At 54.3% G+C, this 12,080-nt stretch carries 10 protein-coding genes; 6 read left to right on the top strand and 4 right to left on the bottom strand.

The genetic code is table 11. From position 1 onward, the window contains the following. Positions 1-9 precede the first annotated feature (9 nt). Together ACEW72_RS05645 and ACEW72_RS05640 are read right to left on the bottom strand one after the other, a co-directional pair. Positions 10-1,614: a phytoene desaturase family protein gene (locus ACEW72_RS05645; RefSeq protein ID WP_373475405.1), complete on the bottom strand. Its 1,605-nt coding sequence runs from the start codon at positions 1,612-1,614 to the stop codon at positions 10-12. After that, complete coding sequence (locus ACEW72_RS05640) at positions 1,611-2,771, bottom strand: aromatic ring-hydroxylating dioxygenase subunit alpha (protein ID WP_373475404.1); 1,161 nt, start codon at positions 2,769-2,771, stop codon at positions 1,611-1,613. The genes ACEW72_RS05645 and ACEW72_RS05640 overlap by 4 nt, the downstream gene beginning before the upstream one ends. A 36-nt stretch (positions 2,772-2,807) precedes the next feature. Here ACEW72_RS05640 and ACEW72_RS05635 point away from each other — a divergent pair, with 36 nt between their 5' ends. From ACEW72_RS05635 to ACEW72_RS05615, 5 genes are all read left to right on the top strand, one after another. Then, a complete protein-coding gene (locus ACEW72_RS05635) occupies positions 2,808-3,407 on the top strand; it encodes a TetR family transcriptional regulator C-terminal domain-containing protein (RefSeq protein ID WP_373475403.1) in 600 nt (199 codons plus the stop codon). A gap of 27 nt (positions 3,408-3,434) precedes the next feature. Further along, a complete protein-coding gene (locus tag ACEW72_RS05630; protein ID WP_373475402.1) occupies positions 3,435-4,229 on the top strand; it encodes a tryptophan 2,3-dioxygenase in 795 nt (264 codons plus the stop codon). Further along, positions 4,226-5,344, top strand: a complete 1,119-nt coding sequence (locus ACEW72_RS05625) for a class V aminotransferase (protein ID WP_373475401.1) — start codon at positions 4,226-4,228, stop codon at positions 5,342-5,344. The genes ACEW72_RS05630 and ACEW72_RS05625 overlap by 4 nt, the downstream gene beginning before the upstream one ends. 18 nt (positions 5,345-5,362) lie before the next feature. Further along, positions 5,363-6,988 carry an alkaline phosphatase gene (locus tag ACEW72_RS05620; RefSeq protein WP_373475400.1) on the top strand — a complete coding sequence of 542 codons (1,626 nt, stop codon included), beginning with the start codon at positions 5,363-5,365 and terminating at the stop codon, positions 6,986-6,988. A gap of 114 nt (positions 6,989-7,102) precedes the next feature. Beyond that, complete coding sequence (locus tag ACEW72_RS05615) at positions 7,103-8,221, top strand: acyl-CoA dehydrogenase family protein (protein ID WP_373475399.1); 1,119 nt, start codon at positions 7,103-7,105, stop codon at positions 8,219-8,221. A gap of 8 nt (positions 8,222-8,229) precedes the next feature. On the opposite strand, the gene ahpF is transcribed toward ACEW72_RS05615, so the two are convergent. Then, the gene (ahpF, locus tag ACEW72_RS05610) at positions 8,230-9,780 is read right to left on the bottom strand and encodes an alkyl hydroperoxide reductase subunit F (RefSeq protein ID WP_373475398.1); all 1,551 of its coding nucleotides are present in this window, start codon (positions 9,778-9,780) and stop codon (positions 8,230-8,232) included. A 118-nt stretch (positions 9,781-9,898) separates the two neighbouring features. Continuing rightward, positions 9,899-10,462, bottom strand: coding sequence for an alkyl hydroperoxide reductase subunit C (ahpC, locus tag ACEW72_RS05605; RefSeq protein ID WP_373475397.1), 564 nt, complete (start codon positions 10,460-10,462; stop codon positions 9,899-9,901). Positions 10,463-11,335: 873 nt separating this feature from the next. Between ahpC and ACEW72_RS05600 the strand changes: the two genes are divergently transcribed. Beyond that, positions 11,336-12,080: MarR family transcriptional regulator (locus ACEW72_RS05600; RefSeq protein ID WP_373475396.1), on the top strand; the 745-nt coding region annotated here is incomplete at its 3' end.

Below are 12,080 nucleotides of genomic sequence, written 5' to 3'. Positions count from 1 at the left end.
CTTTTTCATTTAGCCGAACAGGCGTCCCAAAAAGCTACGGTCTGCCAATATTTCCGAGGCGCAATTATGGCCTGGTGCTCCGGTCACGCCGCCGCCCGGATGCGTGCCCGCGCCGCACATATACAGGCCCTTCAAAGGTCCACGATAGGCGCCATGGCCGAGGACAGGTCGCGCGCTCCATAATTGGTCGAGGCTCATATTGCCGTGCATGATGTCGCCGCCTGCAAGTCCGAATTTCCGTTCAAGGCCCTTGGGCGATAATATCTGGCGTCCCAAAACCGATGCGCGGAAACCGGGGGCATATTCCTCAACGGTGTCGATAATCAGATCGGCAGCCTTGCCTTCCTCTGCATCCCAATCACGACCGTCGGGCAGTTCGGGGGCAAATTGCTGGCAAAATAGCGATGCGACATGCTGGCCAGCTGGGGCAAGGCTGTCGTCGATTATTGACGGGATTAGCATTTCCACGATTGGCTTTTTGGACCAGCCGTCGCGCTTTGCGTCGAGGAAGGCGCGGTCCATGTAGTCCAGTGTCGGCGCAATGATGATGCCCGATTGATGGTGCTCGCCCGGTTCGGGCAAACAGGTGAATTTGGGCAATTCCGATAGTGCAACGTTCATGCGGAATGTGCCGCTGCCCACCTTGAAGCCCTTGATACGCCGTTTGAATTCCGGCTTCAGGTCGCCATCGTCGAACATGCGTTCGTACAATATCTTCGGTCCGACATTGGAAATGACGCGGTCTGCAATGATTTCCTCGCCGGTTTCAAGCCGCACGCCCGCGACTTTTTCGCCGTCGACCAAAACGCGCGCGACAGGGGCTTCCAAGCTGATGTCCACACCGAGTTCGCGGCACACTTTGGCCATGATCTGGGTGATATTGCCCATCCCACCGACACTGTGACCCCATGCGCCCTTATTTCCGTTCACTTCGCCAAAGACGTGGTGCAACAGGACATAAGCGCTGCCGGGTGTGTCGGGGCTGGCATAATTGCCGACCACCGCGTCAAAGCCAAACGCGGCTTTGACAGCTTCGCTTTCAAACCAGCTATCGAGGAAACTACGCGCAGATTTCGTAAACAGGTCGAGCACATCGCGCTGTTGGCTGAGCGACAATTTCATCAGTCCGCGTCCCTGGCGGGCGGCATCGATAAATGTCTTCAGACCATCGCCAATATTGGGCGGGGATTTGAGTGCCAGATCGCGCAGGACATCGGCGACATTTTCCAGCATTTCATAATAATCAGGCAGAACCTGTGCGTCATGTTTGGAAAAGCGTGCAAATTCCGCCTGCGTGCGTTCCAACCCGCCACCAAGCTTCAAATATCCGCCGTCTTCCTGCGGCAGAAAATTGCTGATCGGGCGTTCGATGACGCGATAGCCATGATCGGCCAGCCGCATGTCGGATATGACCTTGGGCTGTAACAGGCTGACGGTATAGCTGGCCACCGAGTTACGGAAACCCGGGTAAAATTCTTCGGTCACGGCGGCGCCACCAACGACGTCGCGCCGTTCGACAATGCGGACTTTTAGTCCGGCACGCGCAAGGTAGAATGCGCAAACAAGGCCATTATGGCCGGCGCCGATAATCAGGGCATCATATTTTTTGGTCATGTGTGGCTCCAGCCCGGCGCGGGGCGATGTTCGAGGCAGGCTTCAGGAATGAGATGGCGCACGCGGCGACAGAAGCTTTTCAGGCAGACTTCCTTGTCGGACAAAGGCCCCATGGAAAAACTGCGGCTTTCCATGCCCTGTTGGACACGCGCAATCAGGTCGGTGTCTTCGGCGTTGACCTGCCGGTTGATACGCCAGTTAAGGTAACGCGCCGCGCGCATTTCGCGGCGATCATCGTCCAGAACATAGCTGATCTCGCGGATCAGGCAGCTATCGGGGCCGGTGGGTAGCCATTGCATGAAATCGACCTGATCGGGATAGATGTCGAATGCGACCGACGGCCACAATTTGAAATAGAGCCAGCGCTTTTGATTGGCTTCCGGCAGATAAGGGACCGAAGGCAATAGATTTTGATAGGCTCGTTCCGACCAATTGGATGATGTCCGATCCACCAGATCACCCCACATGCGATCAACATGGGGTTCGGCCTCGACACCATAGCATTTGCCGAACAGGCGGGTCAGACCGGGATGCGCGACGGGTATGTGGAGTCCGTCGGAATAATTGTCGCCGACATTTTTCCAGTTCACAGCACGTGGACGCAAAGTGACGCGGCCCAGAGCTTTCAATTCTTCGAATTTGTATGGCGCAACCTGATTTTCATAGGGTGCCATCATCTCGGCCACGGACGGTCCCCCGCTTTCCAGCCGGACAAAAATGAAACCGCGCCAGATTTCCATGTCCACGGAAACCAGCCCTGCCTTATTCTTGTCCAAGGTGGGATAGGATGCACTGTCCGGAACGCCCGTCAGGCGACCATCAAGATCGTAAGTCCACGCATGATAGGGGCACACGAGCTTTTTCGCGCAGCCGCTCGATCCATCGACAAGCCGGGAGCCGCGGTGACGGCAGACATTGGTAAAAGCGCGCAGTATTTGGTCCGCGCCGCGCACGACGATAACGCTCTCCCCTACATAATCGAGGCTGTGCCAATCGCCCACATCCGGAACGTCGCTGATATGGCAAACCACTTGCCATGCGGGGCGAAAGATACGCTCCACCTCAACTTTCGCAAATTCGGGATCGCTATATGTCCATGCCGGAATGCTCCAGCCTTCCAATGCGTGTATATGATCTTGCGTGGTTTGAACGGACATGTTGATTCCCTTGTTATACGAGTGTATAACAACAGCATGAGCGCGCGACAAGTCTTTACCCGCGAGAGCGCCGATATCCGCAAGGAAGCGTTGATTGCGGCGTGTGCACATTGTCTTGCAACACTCGGCGCACAAGGCACATCGGTCCGCTCCATCTGCGTTGAAGCACGCGTGTCGCCCGGGTTGCTGCGGCATTATTTCGACGGCATCGATGCGCTTGTCGCTGCAACTTACCGGGCAACGGGGACGAGGGTCGCCAAGGCGCTGCACGAAGCGGTGGAAGCGGTGCCTCCCGGCAATCCCCGCGGCCGCCTTCTTGCTTTTGTCACCGCCAGTTTTCGTGAGCCTATTGCCGATCCCGAATTGCTGGCAACCTGGATTGCGTTTTGGAGCCTGTCGCGCACCGATCCTGTAATCGGCCGCATCCATAGCGAGATTTATGCGGACAATAGGCGGGACATGGAACGGCTAATCGCGGCGTGTCCCGGCGCGCCAGATGACCCGCGCCTGACGGCGGTGGCGTTTACGGCATTGGTCGACGGGCTGTGGTTGGAACTCAGTCTCGGCAACGCGCCCTTCAGTGTCGATGAGGCGGAGGCACTTGCGGAAAAGTGGTTGGATAGTTTGCTGGCATAGTTTCAAATGCAACGTTAATGTTGCGGCATGAGCGATGCCCCCATGACCTATGCGCGTTATCTTGCGCTCGACGAATTGCTATCCTGCCAGCATCCCCAGTCGGAGCTGGATGACGAGATGCTGTTCATTATCATCCATCAGACGAAAGAATTATGGTTGAAGCAGATGATCCGCGAACTGCACCTGGCGCAGGCGCAAATCCGCGCAGATGCGCTCGTTCCGGCCTATAAGGCTTTGGCGAGAGTGAGCCGGATTCAAGCGGTTATGACGCTCAGTTGGGATGTCTTATCCACCATGACCCCGTCGGATTACACCCGGTTCCGGTACGTTTTGGGCCCCAGCTCTGGGTTTCAATCCGACCAGTTCCGCACCGTTGAATATATTCTGGGCCTGAAAGACAGCGCCCATCTGAAGTTTCAGGAGGACCGGCCCGAAGCGCGAGCGGCGATGATTACGGCGTTGACGCAACCCAGCATCTGGGATGACACAATCATCGCGTTGGCCCGCGCGGGAATAGATGTCCCGTTGGGGCAATTGGCGCGTGACTGGTCGCAACAGCATGTGTTTTCGCCTGAAGTCGAAGCCGGATTCCTGGAGGTTTACCGCGATACCGAGCGCTATTGGGAATTATATCAACTGGCGGAGAAACTGGTCGATCTGGACGATGCCATGGCGACGTGGCGGCATAAGCATGTGATTACCGTAGAGCGGATCATTGGCGGGAAACGTGGAACAGGCGGAACCGCCGGTGTAAGCTATTTGAGCAGCACGTTAGGCAAACGTGCCTTTCCCGAACTTTGGTCGTTGCGGACACAATTGTGAGCTACAAGCATCTTTTCAGCCGGGCACTTTCCGCCGCGCCGGATCGCCTCCATTTTGCAGCACACAGCCATCATTTGTGGCCTGACGCCAGCCATGACGGTCACATGGCCGCATGGACCGATGCGGCGCATCTGGCCGATCATAAATGGGGCGTTGTTATGGGCACGCTGTGGTCCGAAGCACAGGGCCATATCGCCACCGAATTGGCCTTGCCTGATCCGTCCACGATCAGTTTTTCTTCGAATACGCATGACTTTTTAGTACGGATTATGTCGGCGATCGACCGCGCACCGGTCCGTGTTCTGTCGACCGATGGCGAATTCCACAGTTTTCGGCGACAGATGGCGCGTTGGGTTGAAAGCGGAAAAATCATTTGGAAACAAGTCCCCGCAGCGGCTCTGTTGGCTGAAGCGCAACAGGGTGGGTACGACCTGATTTTTGCAAGCCATGTGCTGTTCAATTCTGGCCGGATAGTTGATTTCGCCCCGCTCGCCGCATTGGCAGAGCCTAAAGGGCCTTGGGTGGTCATTGACGGCTACCATGGCTTTATGGCTATCCCGACACATTTGGGCGATGTCTCGGACCGCATCTTCTACATGTCCGGCGGCTATAAATATGCGATGGCAGGGGAAGGGGTGTGCTTCCTTCACGCTCCACCGGGATTTGCATTAAGGCCGCAAATTACAGGCTGGTACGCCGAATTTGATGACCTTGCCTTGCCACCCGACAGTATCGGTTATGCACCCGATGGCCGACGATTTCTCGGGAGTACATTTGACCCTTCGGGTCTTTATCGATTTTGCGCCGTTCGCAATATGTTGGACATCGAAGGGCTGACGACGGAAGTTATTTCCGATTATGTCACACGTCTGCAACAGCAATTTCTTAGCAAATTGAATGTGCCGCAAATGCAAATTGTCAATCCGCTCGGCGATAAACCCCATGCCCGTTTTTTGGCTTTGAAGGGCCCGCGGGCATCACAGATTCATGCGACTCTGGCGCAGCATCAAGTGGTGACCGACGTCAGAGGCGATGTCCTGCGATTCGGATTTGGTATTTACCAAGATGAAAAAGACGTTGACCAATTGCACGAGATACTGAAGTTAATAGACTGAAAATGTAAGGAAACAGGGATGTCATTTATCATAAATCGTCGCGCTTTATTGGCAACTGCGGGTTTTGGCATTGGCGGATTGATACTTCCCGGTGGCGCCGCGATGGCACAGGCTTTGCTGGGGCTGACAGGCTTTACGCACAATGTTGCAAGTGGCGAACCATCCGCAGATTCTGTGCTGTTATGGACCCGCTATGTGAACCCCACCGGCGGCGCTTCCAAGGTTCGCGTCGAAATCTCGGAAAGTCAGGATTTCGCGAAAATTGCCGGTGGCGGTCAAATGGTCACTGGGCCATGGCGCGACAATACGGTCAAGATTACGGTAGATAGTCTTGCACCGGGCAAATGGCATTGGTTCCGTTTCATCGCGCCCGATGGCACGATGTCGCCCGTTGGCCGGACAAAAACACTTCCGGTTGGAAAAACAGCCAAGTTTAATATCGCAGTATTTTCCTGCTCGAACCTCGGCTTTGGTGAATTCAACGCATATGGCCACGCGGCGGCGCGTGATGATATCGATCTGGTGCTGCACATGGGCGACTATATTTATGAATATGGTCGCGGCGGATATGATGGCGGCGCAAAATTTGCCGCGCGCATTTTCCCTTCCGATGAAATTTTGACGCTGGCCGATTACCGCCTGCGATATGCAAGCTATCGTGCTGACAAGCAGTTGCAGGCTTTGCATGCCAATTTCCCCATGATCCCGAGCACTGACGATCATGAAGGCACCAATGACATGTGGGAAGGCGGCGCCCAAAATCATCAAGCAGACGAGGGCGATTGGACAAACCGCAAAAACGCCGCGATGCAAGTGTGGCGCGAATGGTTGCCGGTCGGCGAAACGCCTTGGAAAGAATATCCGATAGGTGATTTAGCGACCTATTACCGCACCGACACGCGTGCAGTCGGTCGTTCGCGACCCTATGAAGCAAGTAATTATATGCGCGCGGCTGACCCTGCAAAAGCTTTGTCGGAATTTCGCGAAACCGATTGGCTCGACCCGTCAATGACGATGATGGGCACAGAGCAGGAAAGCTGGCTCTACAAGGCAATCGGCCGTAATCAGGGCCTTTGGGCAGTAGTCGGATCGGGTACAAATATGGGGTATAATTACACCCCGGAAGACGCGATGAACTGGTTCCCGGCAAATGCGCCTGACCGCACAAAGAATTTCGTGCGACAGGGCATTGCGACGGGCAAGGCCGGGCTGCCTTATAATCTGGACAATTGGGGCGGCTATCCTGCGGCCCGGTCACGGCTTTTGGCGGCGGCGCAGCGCAAGGATGCCAATCTGGTCGTGGTCACGGGCGATAGCCACAATGCCTGGGCATATGATCTTCCCGAAGGTGGCAAGCCCGCGGGTGTTGAATTTGGCGGGCACAGCGTGTCCTCCCCCGGTTTTGAAAGCGCAGCGCAAGGCATCGATCCCGCTGTCATCGCACGCGGACTGGTTGGAGGCAGCAAGCAGGAGCTGCGCTGGGTCGATACCTCTAATCGTGGCTATATGCACCTGTCACTAACGCAACAGGCGGCGACGAACGAATGGGTGTTTATGCAATCGATCAAAGACGTTTCTATGGCGACGAAGACCAGCCATCGCATGAAAGTGCGGCCAGGACGCAAGGTTCTGGAATCTGCTTGAGAGCGCTAAAATCTGGCCATAAATAAGGTCTGTATTTAACCGTGCGATTAAACGCGCTTGATTTCTTGTAGTCCATCGCGTCATAGAGGAATGAATACAAGACGGGAGAGTACGATGCAGATGGCGGGCCTTGGCTATAGCGAGGAGCAGATTGAGCTGCTTGATGTTGCGACAACTTTTTGCCGCGACAAATCTCCGGTCGACAAGGTTCGCAAGCTGATGGAAAGCGACATGGGCTACGACGCGGGCGTTTGGGCTGAAATGGCGGCGCTCGGCTGGACCGCAATAGCAATCCCCGAGGTGCATGGCGGGGTTGGCCTGACTTTGGCAGAGGTCGTTCCGGTTGTTGAGCAAATGGGCCGTCATTTGATGGCCTCGCCATTTGTTGCATCAACACTCGCGTCGCAAACTCTGATTGCCGGCGGAACAGAAACACAGCAATCACATTGGCTTCCCAAGCTCGCCGAAGGTACGATCGGCACATTGGCGTTGTTTGAGGCGAACGGCGATTGGGATCTCTGCAATATTACAGCCACTGCAAAATCCGATGGCGACTCTTTGATATTGTCGGGTGAAAAGCTATTTGTGCAGTGGGGCGGGAATGCAGAATTTGTAATCGCTTCTGTGATGCTGGATGGCAAAGCAGCTCTTATTCTGCTTGACGCGGCGCAGATCGCGGGCCGGTTGCGCCGCGAAGCCATTATTGACGAGACCAAACGCAGCTTTGCCTTAACGCTTGATGGGCTTTCAATACCTAAATCCGCTGCGCTTGATATCGGCAAGGCCGTGCAAGCATTGGCGCATATCGAACAGGCAGCGACTTTGTTGCAGAGCGCCGAAATGTGCGGCGGGTCCCAAAGCGTGATCGATTATACCGTTAGCTATCTGCAAACGCGAAAGCAGTTCGGGAAAATCATTGGTGAATATCAAGCATTGAAGCATCCGACGGTCGACGCTTACGTTGATTATGAAAAAGCGCGCTCGCATTTGTACAGCGCCGCCAGCAGCTTCAGCGATCAGGGGTTGGGCGAAGTTGCCGTCCGTATGGCAAAAGCCGCTGCAGACGGCGTATATAGCTTTGCGTCTGACCGTGCGATACAATTTCACGGTGGCTTTGGTTTTACCCATGACTGCGATGCAGGGCTGCATCGCCGCGCCGCCATTTTCCACGCATCCCAATTTGGCGACGCCGCGTGGCAGCGCGCCAAATTGAGTCATTTGTTACTTGGGTGATTTGCCCGTCAGGACCGGATGAGGTAATCAAAGGCGGATAAAGCGGCCTTTGTGCCTTCGCCCGTTGCAACGATTATCTGCTTGTACGGCACGGTGGTTACGTCTCCTGCGGCGAATATTCCGGGCACATTGGTTGCACCGTGCGAGTCTATTTCAATCTCTCCGCGCGCAGATAGGGCCAACGGGCCTTTAAGCCATTCGGTGTTGGGGACCAGACCAATCTGTACAAATATCCCTTCAAGATCAATTTGATGTACTGCGTCTGTCGTCCTGTCCTTATACAACAAACCTGTCACCTTTTCGCCGTCGCCCAGCACTTCAGTCGTAAGCGCCGAGGTGATGATATCCACGTTCGGCAAGCTGCGTAATTTTGTTTGTAAAACAGCGTCGGCACGTAGTTGTCCGTCATATTCGATCAGCGTGACGTGCGCGACAATGCCGGCAAGATCGATGGCTGCTTCCACACCGGAATTTCCACCGCCGATAACGGCCGTGCGCTTACCTTTGTAAAGCGGTCCGTCGCAATGGGGGCAGTATGCAACACCTTTGTTGCGATACGCATCTTCACCCGGCGCGCCCATTTGCCGCCAACGTGCGCCAGTGGACAAGATGATTGTTTTCGCCTTCAAACTCGCACCGTTCGCAAGCTTTATCTCATGCAACTCACCTGCTTTGCCCGGTATCAGTTCATCCGCCAATTGCAGGTTCATGATGTCGACTTCGTAATCGCGGACATGCTGTTCCAATTGCGCGGCCAGCTTGGGGCCCTCGGTATGCGAAACCGAAATGAAGTTTTCGATGCCCATTGTGTCAAGAACCTGACCGCCGAAGCGCTCGGCAACGACGCCTGTACGGATACCCTTGCGGGCCGCATAAATTGCCGCCGCCGCACCCGCAGGACCGCCGCCCACAACCAGAACGTCAAATGGTTCTTTGCCTGCAATCTTCTCGGCCGCACGCGCCACGGTTCCGCTGTCCAATTTGGACATGATTTGTGCCAGGTCCATTCGCCCTTGGCCAAAGGGCTCTCCGTTCAGGTATACTGCCGGAACCGCCATTACTTTGCGGGTTTCCACCTCTTCGCGGAATAAAGCGCCGTCGACGGCAACATGGCTGACATTTGGGTTAAGCGCCGCCATGATGTTAATCGCCTGAATCACATCAGGGCAATTTTGACAGGTGAGTGAATAAAAGGTTTCGAAGTGATATTCACCCTGCAGCGCCCGCACGGCATCCAGAAGCTCGGCTTCTTCCTTGGGCGGATGTCCGCCCATATGGAGCAGGGCCAGCAAGAGCGAAGTGAATTCATGACCCAGCGGCAGACCGGCAAAGCGGGTTTCGGCTTTCCCGTCGGCGCGGCGTATCGCAAAGGACGGTACGCGGTCTGCCTGACCATCAAAGCGGGCGCTCAAAAGATCTGATTGCGCCACTACCTCTTCCACCAGCGACCGCATCTCGGTTGATTTCTGGCTGTCATCCAGCGTCGCCACTATCTCTACGGGCGTCCGCAGATTAGCCAAATAGGTTTTAAGCTGAGCTATCGTTGTGGAATCTAGCATGAGGATGTCTTTTCAAAGCGAGCGATATTGAACCGCAAATTAGCGACGGGACGAGATTGTGATAAGGGGAGGGCAGGGCCGCGCCACCGAAAAGCGGCGCGGCACCTGGCGGCTTTGGTTAGATCTTGCCTACAAGGTCGATCGAAGGAGCTAAAGTTTCGCTGCCTTCTTCCCACTTTGCAGGGCAAACCTGACCGGGATGTTCACGCACGTAAATGGCGGCCTTTATCTTACGAACCAGTTCGACCGCGTTACGGCCAACGCCTTCACAGGTGATTTCGGTAACCTGGATGACACCGTCCGGGTCGACAACAAATGTCGCGCGGTCGGCAAGGCCTTGGCCTTCACGCAGGACGCCGAAATTGTTGCTGATGACGTGATTCTGGTCACCCAGCATATGGTAGTTGATCTTGCCGATTGCCGGCGAGCTGTCATGCCACGCCTTGTGGCTGAAATGCGTATCGGTGGACACGGAGTAAACCTCTACGCCCATCGCTTGCAAATCAGCATATTGATCAGCCAGATCTTCAAGCTCAGTGGGGCACACAAATGTGAAATCCGCAGGATAGAAGAAAAATACCGCCCACTTACCGGTTACATCCGTGTCGGAAACTTCAACGAACTTTCCGGCTTTGTAAGACTGCGTCGTGAACGGCTTAATAATTGAACCAATGATACCCATGTTCTACCTTTTTTGATTTGGAGACGTAATTCGATGGCCGCTCAAGAGAGGATTGTCCCGGGATCGTCCAGCAACTGTTTCCGCAATCAGTAATCGCTTTAATTGATTAAAGCGCGGCCTTGTTATGCATTGGATCGATATGTAGGAAGGCGAATCACAAGGGATAAGCCACAAAAGCCAAAATAATGGTGCAGCACGCAGTCCTGCTCGATGCGGTCTCTGATCCCAATTCCCTGTTAGGCAGGGAATCTGCAGGGAAAATCCGGAAATTGCCGTGCGAGGTTATGCCCCAGCCACATCATCAGCGACGGTTTTCCGGGGATTTCGTGCGCTCGGATCTGTAATTTCCCTAAATTTGGAGCAGGGAAATTTTACCAGATAGCAGGGTAGAAAATCTGCCGATCAGGGATTTCGTAGTTAAACATGCCAGATTTGCCGGTTTTGCTTTGCGAAATTTCGCAAAGGCCTTGCTTTTCCGCGACATTTTGGATGTCAAATTTCTGCGTTTCACCTTACAAATCTAAATAAAAGGCTTGGCGCGCAATGGCGATGAACCTCAGTTATGATGTAAGAGCAGATTAAGTATATGAAATAGTTGACATAATTATGGGCCCGTGATATCGTCATAGTAAGTTTTTGAAATGATAGACCCAACGTTTGTAATTAATAGTTATAACGTCGACCTCGATCGGCATTATTATTAGCAGACTTGATGCTGACTCGGTCAGCAACCATGGACAAATCGTATTGACTCGGTCAGTAAAGTATGCTGACTCGGTCAGGATAACTACCTTTTGCCTGATGAGATCCGCTGTGTTCCACCATGATCCCTCGCATTTCGATATTTTGTATTTTGCAAATCGCTTTGGTAGCATGATGCGCGAAGTCGAAGAGGCCGCCGGACGACCTGACTTGCCAGCCGGAGAGGGCAGGGTCCTTTATCAGATTGTTTGCAAGCCCAGCACGCAAGCGGACCTGGCTCGTGAACTGTCGATGGACACAGGGTTGCTAAACCGGCGGGTGAAAAGACTAAAACAAAAGAATCTTGTTATCTCTGTCGCAGAGGGCGGGCGCCGACAGTTGTTGAGGGCAACGCCGCAAGGCCAACACGTCTCCAGCGAAGCAAGATCTCAGAAGAGGGTTATCATCAATCAGGTGCTCGCGAAGATGTCGCCCACAGAATTGGGAGAATTCTACGCTGCTGCTGCTTGCGTCGGTGAATACGGAGACGGCCCCAGCTTTTCTGATGCAATTCAATACCGCGAGCCACGACCTGGGGAGATGACCTACGTATTGGAATCCATTGTTGGTACCGAGGATGATCCAAATGAATACGGGTTCGATAAGGACTTCGAAGGCTATGTGCTCCAAGCACTCACTGATGTCGCCGTGAGCGAGGAAGGAGAGGGTAAATTTGTTCTCATTGCAGAAATGCACGGGCGTATCGTCGGTACAATAATATGCTTAGGCGATGAGGACGGAGTTATGCACGTTGAGCTGCTGACCGAGCGCCTGCGTATTCTGAAAAACGACATCGGCGCCTCTCTCATTGCGGAGGCTATCAAACGGGCCCGGACGATGGGCTATAAAAATGCGGTTGCGACAGCATATGGGGACT

This window comes from Sphingorhabdus sp., from assembly GCF_041737645.1.
GTDB lineage: Bacteria > Pseudomonadota > Alphaproteobacteria > Sphingomonadales > Sphingomonadaceae > Sphingorhabdus_B.
Note: the sequence above shows the minus strand (reverse complement) of the source record. Positions and strands in the feature narration are given on the sequence as shown.